Origin of the sequence: Leadbetterella sp. DM7, from assembly GCF_040829825.2 — a bacterium.
GTDB lineage: Bacteria > Bacteroidota > Bacteroidia > Cytophagales > Spirosomataceae > Leadbetterella.
Genome location: NZ_JBFOLH020000014.1, coordinates 107,153 through 123,426, shown reverse-complemented (window position 1 = coordinate 123,426; position 16,274 = coordinate 107,153). Strand labels below are relative to the sequence as shown.

10 protein-coding genes are annotated in these 16,274 nt (G+C 49.6%); 3 read left to right on the top strand and 7 right to left on the bottom strand.

Going from position 1 to position 16,274, the window contains the following annotated elements:
* Positions 1 to 177: 177 nt before the first annotated feature.
* From AB2U10_RS15195 to AB2U10_RS15165, 7 genes are all read right to left on the bottom strand, one after another.
* Positions 178 to 2,712 carry a zinc-dependent metalloprotease gene (locus AB2U10_RS15195; protein ID WP_367915694.1) on the bottom strand — a complete coding sequence of 845 codons (2,535 nt, stop codon included), beginning with the start codon at positions 2,710 to 2,712 and terminating at the stop codon, positions 178 to 180.
* A 108-nt stretch (positions 2,713 to 2,820) separates the two neighbouring features.
* Positions 2,821 to 5,079: a hypothetical protein gene (locus AB2U10_RS15190; protein ID WP_367915693.1), complete on the bottom strand. Its 2,259-nt coding sequence runs from the start codon at positions 5,077 to 5,079 to the stop codon at positions 2,821 to 2,823.
* 4 nt (positions 5,080 to 5,083) lie between these two features.
* Positions 5,084 to 6,241: a DUF4249 domain-containing protein gene (locus AB2U10_RS15185; RefSeq protein WP_367915692.1), complete on the bottom strand. Its 1,158-nt coding sequence runs from the start codon at positions 6,239 to 6,241 to the stop codon at positions 5,084 to 5,086.
* 5 nt (positions 6,242 to 6,246) lie between these two features.
* Positions 6,247 to 8,982: a TonB-dependent receptor gene (locus AB2U10_RS15180; protein WP_367915691.1), complete on the bottom strand. Its 2,736-nt coding sequence runs from the start codon at positions 8,980 to 8,982 to the stop codon at positions 6,247 to 6,249.
* A 15-nt stretch (positions 8,983 to 8,997) separates the two neighbouring features.
* Positions 8,998 to 9,651: a hypothetical protein gene (locus AB2U10_RS15175; protein WP_367915690.1), complete on the bottom strand. Its 654-nt coding sequence runs from the start codon at positions 9,649 to 9,651 to the stop codon at positions 8,998 to 9,000.
* A gap of 139 nt (positions 9,652 to 9,790) precedes the next feature.
* Positions 9,791 to 10,369 (bottom strand): hypothetical protein, encoded by a 579-nt coding sequence (locus tag AB2U10_RS15170; RefSeq protein ID WP_367915689.1) that lies wholly within the window; start codon positions 10,367 to 10,369, stop codon positions 9,791 to 9,793.
* A gap of 31 nt (positions 10,370 to 10,400) precedes the next feature.
* A complete protein-coding gene (locus AB2U10_RS15165) occupies positions 10,401 to 12,749 on the bottom strand; it encodes a TonB-dependent receptor (protein WP_493820662.1) in 2,349 nt (782 codons plus the stop codon).
* 140 nt (positions 12,750 to 12,889) lie between these two features.
* Here AB2U10_RS15165 and argB point away from each other — a divergent pair, with 140 nt between their 5' ends.
* The 3 genes from argB (at position 12,890) to AB2U10_RS15150 (ending at position 16,021) form a co-directional block, all read left to right on the top strand.
* The gene (argB, locus tag AB2U10_RS15160) at positions 12,890 to 13,663 is read left to right on the top strand and encodes an acetylglutamate kinase (RefSeq protein ID WP_367915688.1); all 774 of its coding nucleotides are present in this window, start codon (positions 12,890 to 12,892) and stop codon (positions 13,661 to 13,663) included.
* Positions 13,664 to 13,667: 4 nt separating this feature from the next.
* The gene (gene trhA / locus AB2U10_RS15155; RefSeq protein ID WP_367915687.1) at positions 13,668 to 14,297 is read left to right on the top strand and encodes a PAQR family membrane homeostasis protein TrhA; all 630 of its coding nucleotides are present in this window, start codon (positions 13,668 to 13,670) and stop codon (positions 14,295 to 14,297) included.
* 176 nt (positions 14,298 to 14,473) lie between these two features.
* A complete protein-coding gene (locus AB2U10_RS15150) occupies positions 14,474 to 16,021 on the top strand; it encodes a M28 family metallopeptidase (protein WP_367915686.1) in 1,548 nt (515 codons plus the stop codon).
* The last annotated feature ends 253 nt before the right edge of the window (positions 16,022 to 16,274 follow it).

Sequence of the window (16,274 nt, the reverse complement as noted above, 5' to 3'; positions counted from 1 at the left end):
GCATATCTTTTCCGTTTCGTTACCCCGATTTTTGGCTCCAACCGTATTATTCGGGGTGATATACAAAGATAATCAAAAGCCCAACAAGTTCTTAATGAACAAGTTGGGCTTTTTCTGAATGGCCCTTGTCAGTTCGAGCGAAGTCGAGAACCGGCGAAGCCGGGAACCGCACTTAATTTATTTCTTCTCCAGGGCCTCGTTAATGCGGGCCACCAGATCCTGAACATGGTATTTGCTGACTTTATCGGTCATTCTTGTCGAAGCCGCATTCAGCTCACTCTTCAGTGAAACCAGCGTACCGCGGGTAATAGAGCCCAGGTCGGTCTGCGTGAAATCAGGTCTTCCGGGAAGCGGAGTAGCATTCAGCTGTTTCGTAAGGTTGGAAACAAAGGCCTTCTGCAGGTTTCTCCGGAAGATATCAATAGACGATCCCGACTTCAGCTCACTGAAGATACCGTTTTTCAGACCGGTGTACAGGTCATCCAGCGAGAAATACTTATTTCCCTGTGAAGAAGCCTCCATCAGGCGGGCGGCCCGGTCGGTAGCCATCAAGCTGTTCAGGGTAGACACCTGCAGGCTCTTGATAGACTCTACGCCGTTTTCAGGCCGGATCTTGCTCAGGATATCCTGGTCAATGATCCATTTGGGCGTGGTAAACAGCTGGGCATTCAGGAAATTCAGCGCTTCTGTCTGGAGGTCTTTCGGAACAATCTCGTAGCGGTTGCTTTCTGAATCATACGTTACGGGCGTATCGTAAATACCACCGATGTATTTGGTCACATGACCCATGTATCTTCTGAACTGGCCGGTCAGGCTGTTGTACAGCGTATTGAGCTCATTGTAGCTCTCGCCGTCCTGTCTCGACCATTTTTCCAGCTCAGGGAGAATTCTTTTCAGGTTTTTGATACCGTATTCAGAGGCCTTTGCGGCGTTGTCGCCCAGGTCTTCTGTCTGGTAACGGGGATCAAACGGGCTGGTTTCGGTACCGAAACGGAGTCTCGGGTTCTTAACCGCCTCAGAAGTCATCTTGTGAAGAAGCGCTTTCTCTTCCTCGGCTGATTTGGCATCCGGGAAGTACGTATAACCCCATTTGATGGCCCACTTGTCGTAATCGCCAATGCGGGGGAAGAATTGCTTAACGCCGTCTTCAGGCTGGGCTACGTAGTTAAAGCGGGCGTAGTCCATGATTGATGAAGTATGGCCGTATTTCGCCTGGAATTCAGGGTCACGCAGCTTTTCAACCGGTGTGGCATGGCTGGCGCCCATGTTGTGGCGAAGTCCGAGCGTGTGGCCTATCTCGTGCGATGACACAAAGCGGATCAGCTCTCCCATCAGCTCATCGCTGAATTGACGGTTTCTTGCGGCAGGATCAACCGCTGCGGTCTGGATCATGTACCAGTCTCTCAGCAGGCTCATCACGTTATGGTACCAGCCGATGTGGCTTTCCAGGATTTGTCCGCTTCTGGGGTCATGCACGTTTGGCCCGTAGGCGTTCTGGATGTCGGCGGCAAAATACCGTATTACCGAAAATCTGGCATCTTCCAGGCTCATGGTAGAGTCATTTTCTGGCCAGTATTCACCACGGATCGCGTTCTTCCAGCCGGCCGCTTCAAATGCCGCCTGCCAGTCGTCTATCCCGGCTTTGAGATATTTTCTCCATTTTTCAGGAGTAGCCGGATCGATATAGTACACAATCGGATTTTTGGGTTCTATCAGTTCTCCTCTTTTAAGTTTGGCCAGGTCTTCCGCGTTTTTCGGCTCCAGCTTCCATCTTACGGCAAAGACATCGCGGTCTGATTTCTGCGACTCTTCCCCGAACACGCTGTACTGGTTGGCAAAATAACCTACACGGGCATCGAAGGTACGCTTACGCATGGGGTCTTTGGGCAGCAGAAGCAGGGAAGTATTGATCTCCATGGTCACCACTCCCGCACCGTAGCCGGCAGGGAAATTCACCCCGATCTGCGGTGTGGGCATCATGGAAATACGGGGCGGAGTTACCGAGAAGGTTTTTACGGTACGGACTTCCGTATTGATAGGGTATGAGTTGATCGACTCAATATACGATTTGTCTTTCTGGAAAGCCGTCAGGTTCAGCAGCTGCTTCCTGACCGGGCTTAGCGAGAAAGGCTGAAAATCACCGTCAAATGTGCTGGTTACGTCAATCACATAATTCTTTCCCTTACCGCCGGTGTTGCCGTTAATTGCCAGGATCTCGTAGTTGCCCACAATGGGGTCAACGCTTGAATTGGCCACTGAGCGGGCAATGGGCTTGGTGCTGTCAGGCGACATGATGATAAAGCTGACCGAACGCAGCAGCAGGTTGCTGTTAGGGCCTTTTTCCCATCTTACCACCTGGCGGTTAATTTCCTCACCACCAAAAACACCGCCGCCGGCTGGCGTCCTGGAGTAACGGGTCACGGCAATGATGTCGCGGCCGATCAGTGAATCGGGAATTTCGAAGTAAAACTTATCGCCTACCTTATGAACGGTGTGCAGGCCAGGTTTGGTTTTGGCAGTGCTGTCAATGATTTCTTTGTAGGGCTTTGGACCTTTTTTAGGGGCTTCCGGTCTTTTGGGAGGTTCGGGCCTTTTAACCTCCTGCACCACTTTCGGAGCTTCTTCTTCTTTTTTCTTTTTCTTTTGGGCATCGGCACTGAAATTCAGCGTTACCGTCAATGCCACGAGAAGTAATAGAATTTTCTTCAACATGATTAAAATTTAGAGTTAGTTTCTTAATGAGTTATAAAAGTACGAAAAGTTGCTTATACCGGGTATTTTTTCAGGGGCTAAAGTAGAGAGACAACGTGTGCTCTCTCTCTACTTGACCGAAAACCGGAGAGTAGCGCTTCCGGGCTTCCCGGCGCTGTCTATTCCCTGGATGTCAATAAGGTATTCACCCGGCAGGTCAGACGAGGAAAACTGCACCGACCGGCTCTTTTCCCCGCTGAGCATCAGCCGGGGGGTCCAGTAAAGTACGGTACGGTTATCCGGCACTGTTGCAGCTCCCGGCACCTCTGGAACGTAAAACTCCCTTTCGGGCTGCAGGCCTTCATAGGTAAATACACTGAAGGAAGGATCCAGTGCGTAATCTTCCAGCACCCCCTTGTACGTGCTGAAGCTCACGATACCGTCATAGATAGATTCTCCGAGGTAGAAACGGGAGGTAACGATATCAATGTTTTCTACTTTCAACGGATCATAGGCCAGGATAGAATTGGGCTCAGGTACGGGAACGCCGTCGAGCAGGATCAGCGGGTTATTGCTGAAATAGCCTCTCCGGATAACGTCGAGTATCCGGAAGCGAAACTCATCCCTGTTTTTCCTGACAATGACTTCCTTTACGTATTCCCGCAATACCTCTTCCATGATCACAAAGCGGGTGTAGTCGTCGAGGCGGTACCTGACATGGGCCTTGCCGAAAAAAGGAATGGAATCAAGCGTAGCCGGTGGTAAATAGGTGGTCCGGCTCTTCCCGGAAAAAATGTTCTCTACCTGGGTGTTAATGGCATATTCATTATAGCTGCTTTGAGATATGCCCCTTATATCGGCCGGCGAAGAAGGTTCAGCTTCAGGCCGGAATTTAAGGATTTCGGCATGGGAAGGCTCACCGGAGGTCATATGAGTGACCAGGTTATGGGTTCCGTATATATTTTTTACCAGGAAGCCGGCTACTCCGTTGGTATCTGTAACGGCCGTATAGACCATCGGTATCCGCGACGGTACACTCAGGGTGGCTTCACGGCCTGCCAAAGGCTCGCCACTGGTTTTTTCGGTAAACCGTATGCTTATGCGATGATAACGGCCCTCTTCTTCGGTGGGCTGGTTTTTGAACTTTCTCCAGCCATGGGTCAGCAGCAGGTTATCCAGGTCGGCTTTCACGGTTTCAGCATCCGAAAAATAATAATCCGGGTTTTCGATCTCGCCCGACAGGTCTTTCCGGAGATAGAGGTAAGAGCGGATATTTTCATGGGAAGGCTGCTGAATATCGTCTATTTTTTTGATGGAAACCGAAATATCGGCCGTTATAGCCGGGTCCGGGGTGACCTGGTTCAGCGAAAGGGTGATCTCTTCCCGGCCGGAAAAGGTTGATTTGTTCAAAGCCGGGTTGAGCCGGAGGATTTTCCCGGGCGTACGGAAGAGTATTCTTTCGGCCAAAGGGGTATCGTCGTTACGAAGCAGCGTGAGCCGCGAGGTTCCTTCCGGTAGCTGTGCCTTGGGAACCAGGTGGGCGGCCGAACCCGAAGCGTTCAGGATGACCTGGTAGTTGAATGCTTTTCCGGCTGAAGATTCCGAAACCAGTTTGAGCATCTCGCCGGCATGGCCCGCTGAGGCTACATTAATCGTGTAGTGATCTCCCTGGTCTTCTGCATTCAGTACATACCCCGTGTCGGAGACGAAAGGCAGCGGCTGCTCAAGCTCCCGTCCGTCAGGAAGAATAATTTTTACTTTCGGCGTACCGGCGCCCGGCATATTGCCCCCTGGCGTTATCCGGACACTCCCGATTCCGAAGGCGTTAGAAGTGCCCCGGGTTCCGTCGGGAAAAATGAGCGAAGCCTTTACCCCTTTTCCCCGGGCGTCAGAGACCTTGTAAGCTACCCGGGTGGCTACGCCGCGAACCAGCGTTCCGCCCTCGGGGAACAGCCTGAGCGTATAGGTATTTTCAGCGGGCGCAGGCAGGGCATCCAGGATGGCAAACGGGTTCAGAACAGTGATTTTTTTGGAAAAGGAGCGGCCGCCTGCTTCCGATGCAAGCGTAGCACCGGTTAGCGTATATGTACCGGATGACAACCGTTGGGGAACGAAGACCGATCCGCCGTTCCGGGTAGCCGGCCCGATCTCTGCTTTATGCTGAAGTACCGAAGTACCCTGGCTGTCGGTGAGGTCAATATACGCTACAGAGGGTTTATTCACGGGCGTAAGGTCTTCCGTATGTACGGCATATACCTTAAACCAGAGAATCTCTCCCGGGAAATACGTTTCCTTGTCGGTATGAATATAAATGCTTTCATTTCCTGCTTTCTGACCAAAACACAGAAAATGACTTATTACCAGTATGATAGTGAAAATGAACCGCATAGTATTAAAGATCTGTCCAGAAATCAGGTACGTTAAGAGAGCCTCTCAGCGAGCATTCGGTACATCGGCTCGTTGCATAGGAATAATGGGAGGGTGCCGGGCTTCCCTCAATCTTGTAAACTTCATTGGTAGGGATATACGCCGGGTTCTTAAAGAGCGCCGCTGCTTCTCCCACCGGTATTTCCATATATTCACAACCGTTATAAAAGGGAATGGAAACGGCCCAGGGGCTTGGAAGGTCATACGAATTGAGATAGATTCTTTTTTGAGTCGGCAAAGAAGCTTCTATCATGGCAATCACCGGCTCATTGGGGTTGGCCGTATTGCTTACGTTTCCTTTCAGCTCAGAGGGCATAGAACCAAAAATATCGCCTACCGACTCCGAATTTTTTTTCAGGATACTCCAGAAAAGATAGGCCTCCTTGCTGATGCTGAACTGCTTTACCAGGATGGAGTAGCGGATCATCAGCTTATCGGATAAATTGGGGATGAACTGTATCTTTTGCCGGGATAGGATATTGTCTGAGAGATTATCGGTGGTGCCGATGAGGATGTCGGAAGACTTTTCCTGTTTGAAGCATACGGAAATGTTCTCTTCCGGTTGGTTCCGGTATCTGACCTGGCTTCCGTCAAAAATAAGTATGCTCACAAAGCGGGCCGTAAATTTCCAGGTTTCCTCAAATTCCCAGCGATAATACCGCGAGTTGTCGTTCCTGTTGACCGTGCTTACATAAATATCCATGCCGGTCTCGCCTCTCTGGTTATCTATCCCGGTTATCTCGGAGGTAGCATACGGCGTGACCCATTCCGATAAGTACATTTTGCCCTGCACCTGCACCCGCAGGCGGTAACGGGTATTCATGTTCAGTGCCCCGTGCGGAACGGTATATTCTCCTGACGCAGACGTGCCCGAATGGGAATAGACCTGCTTGTCTTCCGACTCAATGGTCAGCGCGGCCGTAGATACGGGAGTGGTGCTTTCTTCCGAATTCAACGGTACGGTATGGCTGAGCTTAAAGCGGGAGTTCCCGCTCATATCGATATACCCCTCAATGATAAGCAAAGGGGTGGAATCTTCAGGTACGTAATCGGGGGTATAGGGTTCTTCGCAGGAAAAAAGCAGCCCTATGAGTAGCAGAAATATTTTATTAACCGGTTTCATGATCGTCAAAATCTGAAGTTATAAGTTAGGAAAGGAATCTGGTGACCGAAAACAGAAAGCTTGTAGCCTTTTATTTTACCCTCTTCTGATACATAATACACGGAGAACGGGTTCTTTCGGCCGGTTACATTGTATACCCCGACGGTCCAGGAGCTGTGCGCCAGCTTCTTGATCTTGTGATTCCCTTCTATGTTAACGGAAAAATCCATCCTGAAAAAGTCAGGAACCCGGTATTTATTCCTATCCGAATAGAAAACCCTTTCCGAGCCGGCAAAATCGTATTTGGCAATCGGCAGGGTTATGGGCCTGCCCGTGCTATAGGTGGTATTCATGGAGAAGCTGTACCGGTGCGAGAAACGGTAATTGCCTACCATGGTCAGGTTATGGGGCTTGTCAAAATTACTGTTGTAATACTTGCCGTTGTTGATTTTTTCTTCGCCGGTGGTCCGCTGCTGTACCTTAGAGAGCGTATAGCTGATCCACCCGTTCAGCTTGCCGGTATTCTTCTTGGCCATCAGCTCCATTCCGTAGGCGCGTGCTTCGGTTCCCAGCACATCGGTTTCAATATGCTGATTCATGAGCAGCACGGCACCGCTTTTATAGTCGAGATAATTGTGAATACGCTTATAATAAACCTCCACTGACGTTTCCACTTTTGAAGAGGCCATGTTGCGGTAATAACCCGCGCTTACCTGGTCACCGTATTGCGGCTTAATGTGCGGATCACTCAGCTTCCAGGAGTCGGTAGGAGTAGCCGCAGTAGTATTGGATAACATATGAATGTACTGCCGGAGCGAGTTATACCCCACTTTTACGGAACTCTGGTTGGAGAATGCATAGCGGAGACCGATCCGGAATTCAGGGCCCTGGTAGGTTTTAATGTTCTTACCCGATGCATAGTTCACGGTTTCTTCAAGGGTTTCCGGGCTTTTAGGCAGGCCGCTGAGGTAGTAGCTGACGCTGCGCGGGCCCAGGTAATTGTACATCACATACCGCAGACCTGCATCAATGCTGAGCTTGTCGTTGACTTCATACGTATCCGAAACATAAAGGGCAGATTCCAGGGCCTGCTCATTCTCCAGTGATTTACCGATCACAATAGACTCCTCGCCTGCGGGTGTCTTCCGGCCGGGCCGGATCGTATAAAGGGTAGACTGAAAACCGTAATTCAGCTTGTGCCTTTCATAGGGCTGGTGATATACATCGGCCTTTAAAAAAGACTGGCTGATGGAATAAAGCATATCAAAGGCATTGACCGGGTTATTGCGGTCAGCTATATTAAAACCGTACTGGTCAAAGCCTGCAGTGAGAATGCTGTGGAGGTTCCCGTTGAAGATTCTTTTCCACTTCCCGTTTACGTTGGCGTTCCGGTAACCGTAAGTGATACCGTTTTCAAAGGTAAACTGGTCGCGGCTGGCATACCCGGTCAGGTAAAAAGCATCCTTATCGTTGGCATAATGGCTGATTTGCCCGTTCAGGTCATAAAATGAAGCACTGCTGTTCCGGTAGGCATCATCCGGTATCACCTTCAGCAGCCAGTCGGAATAGGTGCTCCGAGCACCGGCCAGGAACTGTGTTTTTTTGCCGATCGGCCCGTCAAGAGACACCCGCCCGGTGAGCAGGCCTATTCCTCCCGCACCCGACAGCTTCTTGCGGTTCCCTTCTTTGCCCGTTACGTCAAGCACCGACGAAAGCCGGCCGCCAAAGCGGGCAGGGATACTGCTTTTATAAAGCTCCACCTGGTTGACGGCATCGGGGTTGAAAGACGAGAACAGGCCGAAGAAATGAGAGGGGTTGAAGATGGTGGCATCGCTGAAAAGCACCAGGTTCTGGTCAGCAGCCCCGCCCCTTACGTTGAAGCCGTTAGCCGCTTCTCCCACGGTCTGTACGCCCGGAAGCGTAAGAATAACGCTGATCACATCGGCTTCTCCAAAAACGGCCGGGGTTTGTTTAATCGTCTTTATATTAAGCTTTTCCAGGCCCATCTGCATCCTTTTGACCTGGTTGCCCCGTTCGCCGGCCACCACTACCTCGTTCAGGGAGAACACCTGGTCGGTCATATCAATATCCAGGCGGCCGCTTCCGTACATGACCAGCTGCCGGCGGGTGTCACGCAGGCCTATGCTGGTCACAAGCAGCGTGCTGCGCTCTTCCGGTACGCTGATCGAGTAATATCCGTAGGCGTCGGTCTGCACGGCAGAAGGCTTGCCCACCACGCTTACCGTGGCATTGCTTATCGGAGCCCCCGTGTTCTTGCTCCGGATATACCCCGAAAGTATTTTCTCGCCTTTCGCCGGGTGATCTTTGCTCCCGATTTCAAAAACCTTGTTTTCAATGGAAATGTCTTCCGGTTGGGCTTCCAGGAAATCGTGGATCACCACATCGGGCAGTGCCGTTGAAGTATCCTTTTTTACGACATGAATATCCCGGAATTCGGTAAGAATAAAGGCATCCCGCGTAATATAGATCTTCTTGCGGGGGTCTGTTGAAAACCGGAAATTCAGGGGATGGAGTATTTCAGACAATACCTGGGACAGCGCCTTATTCGTGCCTGAATAGCTGATCAGCAGGCTGTCGGTATCGGCAGGAAGGTAATAGAACTTATAGGGAGTCTGGGTTTCCAGGCTCCGGATCATTTCACTGAACCGGGCAGAAGACAAATGCAGGCTTACCGGGTCATTCTGGGCCATTGCTTTTACGGATAGAAGAAGAATCAGCCAGAGAAAACAGATTTTATTCATGTTCGGAAAGAGGCTTTAAAGCGATGCTTTGTTAAGATAATCCAACACCAAAGCAATGGATGCCGGGAAGCTGTCCGGGTTTCCATGAGTACGCAATAAGTGTCTCAGTTTTTTTTTGTATTGCTTATCAAGGGTAAGCAGGTTTCGTATATTTCTTACCGGTATAAAATGCTCCGAACCGGGTGTTTTTACAAAATATTTTACGGTCTCGAGATAATAGCTTTTTTCTTTTACGGCCCGGGGCTCTTTGATCTCCTTTTTATAACGGGCCACGCCTTTGTACGCCGGTGAGTTGAAAATCTGCAGATAAAAGCCGTCGTCGGGCAGGCCGGTGGCAGCTTCTTTCAGATAGACAATGGTGTCTTTACCAATGGTAAAGAAATCTACCAGCTCCTTCACCACGATCATGTCGGTCAGCTCCTCGCGCCGCCGGGTGATGAGCTCGTCTGCTTTTATGTCGTAGAGCAGCCGTACATTTTTGTAGAGTACCTTGTCAAACAGGAGAGTGTTATTCTCCTGGTTTTCTCCGTCATTAAAAAAGGGAGATCCGGAAACAAGAATAGTGGTGAGCACATATTCCTTTCCGTCGTAAATCTTTGAATGAGAAGTTTGTGCAGTGGCGGGGATTAATGGAGCAAAACAAAACAAACATTTTAATAGCCTTTTCATTCTCATAAATCTAAGCAATAGCTTGCAAAGATAGGATTTCCGGCTGACGGACGCACCTTTGAGGAGAAATTTTTAGAAAGTCCCCGTATAATAAACAAAATAGAGGGTGTTTATTATACGGGGACTTTCTTTCTGCACCTTACTTGATCTTTGTATTAAAGGTTACTTCTGCATCTGTACTTGACTTCGTACTGTTAACAGGATCTGCGGTGGCCTTACCCGGTGGATTCCCGGGATAGTGTCTGAGCGTAACTTTTACGGTTCCGTTGGCGACAGCGCCTGTGGTCCACTTGCTTGTGATACCCAGGGGAACGCCATTGTCATCGTTATTCAAATCTGAAACGGTAATGTTGCTTCCGGAAGACGGCTCATAATAAAAACGATGTGCCGCATTTTCTTCTTTTACTTCAAGCGTAATATCTTCGGCAGGCGTTTCGGTTTCATTGAGCAGCTGCACGGTTACGTCATAGGTTTTAGACGGAGCCAGTACAATCTCTTCCACTGTGGGTTCAGCCCCTCCCGGCCCGTCGGCATCCCGGTACTGGTACGTAAGCGCTGTGCCGCCGCCCTGAGGGGTAAAAGTGAGCTTCACGGTAGTGATTACCTCGTTATCGTTCTCTTCCGGCTCCGGATCATCTTTTTTACACGCGGTAAAGATGCTTCCTGTCAATAAAACGCCTAATGCTGCTGCTGCTAATTTTGTTCTTAACGGTTTCATTACGATATAATTTAAAAAGTTATTGTTTGTTTTATGGTTGGGTGACGGGGATTTTCACACGGATACCCACATTCCGCCCGGTTTCATCGGTGAAATAGCGCATACTGTTCAGATAATCCCGGTACCGTGCATTGAGCAGATTGTGAACGCCAATACCCAGGGTAATAGCTGATTTACCAACGGCTACCGTAGTAGCGAGGTTAAGGTTCAGCAGGAAATAGGCCGGTGGGGGTGCTTTATAATCCTGTTTTCCCTGGCTTTCATCAGGTATATGCTTTTGCTGCATTACGTTTTGCATTTCGCAGGAGATATAGCTGTTGGACAGATGCCCGGTATTTTTGAAACGATAAGTGATCTCGTTGCTTATCCTGTTGGCCGGCATAAGGATAAGCCAGTCCTTTTGTGTAACATCTTTTGCATTGAGCACCGATAATTTTGTTTCCCATTGCAGGGCGGGAAGTATTTTCCAGGATGCGGCTATATCCGCTCCGCTTAGCCAGGCATCGGTTTGCCCGTACTTTATCAGTGGAAATGCCCCGGTAATGGTTAATACCGGGCTGTCGGGAACCGGCTTGCGGTAAATAAAATTGTGAATAGTATTGGAATACAGCAGCACATCAATTACCAGTGTCCTGGCGTTATTTTGATAATTAATGCCGGTGGAAATATTGGTGGAACGTTCTGCCTTCAAATTAATATCCCCTTTTTCATACGTTGCCGTACCGTGGTGTATGCCGTCGCTCAACAGTTCATTTACATAAGGAGCACGGCTGGCGCGGCTGGCATTTACATTGAAATGCCAGTTTTCAGAGGCATTATAAATGATATTGCCGGATGCCGCCAGCGTTGAAAAATTAAAATCGTGGCTGATGGTGTCACTATTGAATTTCAGCCGTGTAGTGCTGATGGTTTTGTGATCATACCGTATCCCCGCCTGAAAATCCCATTTATGCCTGCTCCATTTTTCGATATAGTAGCCACCATTCGTGTAAGAGGTATAATTGGGTATAAAATATCGCCCGGAGTAGCTGTTATCCTGTTGCATCAGGGCTACCCCTGCCACCCCGCTAAAGCCATTTGTTTTGGGATGCTCCCAGTTCAGGTCTTCGGTAAACGTAGCCACCGATAAGTGCATCTGCGGTTGGGAATTGGAGCTGCTCCTTACTATGTCAAATTCCTTACGGTCGTTAAACTGTCCTGCCAGTAAAAGGCTGAACTTATGATCGCCTTTCCACAGAACAGACTGGGATTTCAGTAAATGATGGGTAACGTCCTGGTAAGGGCGCCGGATGCTGTATGTTTTTTGCCCCAGGAAAACATCATCCGGTTTTGTTGCGTTAATGGCATTTTGCAGGTCGGTAAGGTTGCCGATATGTGAACCCGTAAATATGCCCACCCGGGTATTAAAAACGCTGTAATACAGGTTGGTGTTGAACTTTTCTTTCCAGTAGGCGGCGGTAGCCGAAAAGTTCTTTTCTTCGCTGCCCGTGTTGTTCAGACGGTAATCAGGGGTGGCCGCATTTGCCCCCTTTTTAAATGTACCCTGCAAACGGTAAGTAAAGGCAGGCAGCTTTTTAAACTGCTGTTCCCATATACCCGATACCATGTACTGGCGGTTATTGGTAAAATAAGCCGTATTGATTTCACCGGAATGGCCTGCAGCATTTCTCAACGCCTTTGGCTGTACCAATATCACACCGGCAATGGCATCAGAGCCATAACGCAGTTCATCTACCCCTTTTATAACAACGAGCTTATCGGCAATTAAGGGGTCTATTTCAGAGGCGTGCTCATTACCCCACTGCTGCCCCTCTTGCCTGACGCCATTGTTAATGGTCAGGATGCGGCTGCCATGCAACCCGTGAATTACGGGCTTTGCAATAACAGAGCCCGTTTGAAGCATGGTTACCCCGTTTAGCTTGCTTAAGGCCTCGGCCAGTGAAAGGCCTTTGACCTCTTCCATCTGCTTTGAAGTAAGCTCCTTTTTGTAGCCGGTATCGGGGATTCCTTTTTTGGTCTCTATGGTCACGGTTCCCAGCATTTTCATGGCATGGGGCATATAAATATCAATATGCAGGTCTTTTGTAAGCGTGACGGTTCTCTCAAGGGTATCGCAGGCAACATGGGTAACCTGCAAAGTATATTTGCCGGGGCACAGTCCCGTAAATATGAAATCACCCTTATCATCTGTAACATAGCTGGCATGGGTTTCTTTAAGGGTTACAATAGCGCCCGGGAGCATCTCTTTGATGTCTTTGTCTTCTACATGCCCCGATAAGGTTATAGCACAGGTTTGTGAAAAAAAAGTGTTTTCCTCAAGCCAGAAGCACTGTCCCAAAACCGGGGAGAAAGTAAATAGCACGATAATCAAATATTTCAAACCCACAAACGTAACGTATCTGATTTTAAAAATGCAATAGCGTTGCAAAAGTAGTAAATAAATCAACTGCAACAACGTTGCAGTTGATTTATTTCAGGTTATTTTTCTTTAATAGGGCCGGTTTGCCTAATTTTGAGGTAATGAATATTGTTAAAATAGGGGGCAATGTAATTGATGACGCTGAGAAGCTGGCCGGTTTCCTGTACCGGTTTTCGCGGCTCCCGGGCAAAAAGATCCTGGTACACGGAGGTGGCAAGATTGCCACAAGAGTGGCCGGAGAGCTGGGCATTGAAAGCCGGATGACCGAAGGAAGAAGGATCACCGACGCCCCCATGCGTGACGTGGTGACCATGGTTTACGGCGGCCTGGTGAACAAGCGGATGGTGGCCGGGCTCCAGAGCCTGGGCTGCAATGCCATTGGCCTGACAGGGGCTGACGGCGCCGCTATCCTCTCGCACAAACGGCCCGTAAAAACCATTGATTACGGCTATGTGGGCGATGTGGAGAAGGTCAATGTGCCGTTTATAACCCTGTTGCTGCAAAACGGGCTTTCCCCCGTGTTTGCCCCGCTGACGTTTGATGCCGGCGGCGATATCCTGAACACCAATGCCGACACCCAGGCCTCTGAAATAGCCCGGGCGCTCAGCAGGGGAGAAGCCGTGAACCTGGTGTATTGTTTTGAGAAAAAAGGGGTATTGAAAGATGCCGCTGACGATGATTCGGTGATCTCCCGCCTGACCCCGGAAACCTATGAGCAATACAAAAGTGAAGGGATCATTTATGACGGCATGATCCCCAAGCTTGACAACGCCTTTGCCGCCATACGGGCCGGGGTAAGAAAGGTAATTATCTGTGATGCAGATGACCTGGCCGAAGCCGTAGAAGGTTCGGCCGGAACGACCATTGAAATATAAGCGAGTGGAAAACGAGAGACACCTGAAGACCGAGCTAGCCAATGCGTTATCGCACGGGATAGGCATTATCCTGATCCTGGCGTTCTCGCCCCTGCTGTTTCTGAAAGCGTACGAAAGCCAGGTTCCCTACCTGGTACCGGCAGTAAGCTTTTATGTCTTCGGCCTGCTGATGGTTTTTACCTTTTCCACCCTCTACCATGCCACTGAGAACCCCCTGGCCAAATCGGTGCTTCGCATATTTGATCATATCAGCATTTTCCTGCTCATAGGCGGCACCTACCTGCCGCTGGTCATACTGCACGCTGACCCCGTCAGGGCCAGGTGGCTGCTGGTGGTGCAGTGGATCGTTATTGTGGCGGGCATAATCAACAAAGTACTGTTTACCGGCCGGTTCAGGCTGTTATCAAGCCTGGTTTACATCGGGTTGGGCGTAATGGTGCTGGCAATGGGAGAAAAATTCTGGTCGGGCCTGCCGCCGGTATCGCTCTACCTCCTGGTGGGTGGCGGGCTGCTTTATCTTTTCGGTGTGCTGTTTTACCAGGTCCGCTCCTGGCAGTACAATCATTTTATCTGGCACCTTTTTGTGCTGGCTGCCGCCATCCTGCATTTTCTTTCTGTCTGGTTTGCATTCTGAAATCAGAACCTGTTTGACAGCCTTTTAGGGGGCATAGCTGCAGACCGGCTTTTTTAGTCGGCTGAAAACAGGCATTAATCTTCATAATCCAGCGGATAATCGCAATGCAGGTCAACTACCGGAAATCAGTTACTATATTTAAACTGCATTTATTTCGTAACAATACTAATAAGACAATGAGGAGAATTTTATCATTTGTAGTACTGATGAGCCTGGGCTGGGCGGTAACGGCACAGGACAAGGTGGATGAGGAGGCGGTTAAGAAATTCCGGAAGGAAGGTCTTGAAAACTCCAAAGTGATGGATATCGCTTTTAACCTGACCGATGTCAGCGGTCCGAGGCTGCAGGGCTCACCCGGTTTTATGCGTGCCGCAAAATATGCGCAGGCCACGCTGAAAGAATGGGGCCTTGAAAATGTTCAGCTGGAACCCTGGGGAGAATTCGGAAAAGGCTGGGAGCTGGAGAAATGTTACGTGGCCATGACCGCGCCTTACTATAAGCCGATCCTGGCCCTGCCTAAGGTATGGACAGCCGGCAGCAACGGCCTGCGCCAGGCAGAAGTTCTGCTGGTAGATGAGCAGGATACCACCGCCCTCATGCAATACAGGGGGAAATTCAATAACAAAGTGGTGCTGCTGTACAGCGACGCCAAGCTTCCTTCGGGCTTCAATCCGGATGTAAGAAGATATACCGACGAAGAGCTTGAAAAAATGGCTAAAGCCGAGATCCAGGCAAGAGGCGGACAGGGCGGAAGAGACAATGCCGAATTCAGGGAAATGATCGCCAATATGCGCCGGGCTTCCTATGTGTCCAATAAAACCAAGGAAATGGCCCATGCAGAAGGTGCCATCACCTTTATAAGCATCAATGCCAGGGGCAAAGACGGCACCCTGTTTGTGCAGGGCGGCGGTTCTTATAAGGCGTCAGATCCTGAAAACATGCTGGATATGGTGATGTCTACCGAAGACTACCTGACAATTGTTCGCCTGGCCAAAGCGGGTATACCGGTGAAGATGGAGCTGGAAGTAAAAAGCAAATTCCATACCGATGACCTGAAAGGGTACAATGTGCTGGCCGAGATCAAAGGAACGGATCCGAAGCTGAAAGACGAAGTGGTGATGCTGGGCGCCCACCTTGACTCGTGGCATACCGGCACCGGCGCTACTGACAACGCAGCGGGTTCTTCGGTCATGATGGAAGCCATGCGGATATTGAAAGCCAGCGGACTGAAACCGAAAAGAACCATTCGCCTGGCCCTGTGGAGCGCGGAAGAGCAGGGACTTCACGGTTCAAGAAATTATGTAAAAAATCACCTGAGCGACACCGTTAAGCAATGGAGCAATGCGGCAGGAGATAAAATCTCTGCCTACTACAACCTGGATAACGGTAGCGGTAAGATCAGGGGCATTTACCTGCAGGAGAATGAAGCGGCCCGCCCGATATTTACCAAATGGCTGGAGCCTTTTCACGACCTTGACGCCAAAACGGTGACCATCAACAATACGGGCGGTACAGACCACCTCTCGTTTGACCGGGTGGGCATTCCGGGCTTCCAGTTTATCCAGGATCCCCTGGAATACAGCACCCGTACGCACCATACCAATATGGACACCTACGATCACCTGTACCCGGATGATCTGAAGCAGGCGGCCACCATTGTTGCGTCATTTGTTTACCATACGGCCCAGCGCGACCAGAAAATTCCAAGAAAAGCGAAGAAATAATAGAGGCTTAGCCGACATAGTTACAAAATCTAGTTGTTTAATTGAATCAGAAATTGGTCACCATTTTGGTGACCTTTTTTTATGGGGTTATGTATATCTCCGACCGGCCGGCCTACCGGTCAAACGTCTTCGGGGTAGGGTATAATGGCTTTTTAACTGCTTGATTACGTAGAAATACGGATAAAAATACCGTGTTTTCACGGGTGTTTTTGTATGTTTTTGGTTTTTACCTTTGTACCGTCATTGATTTGAC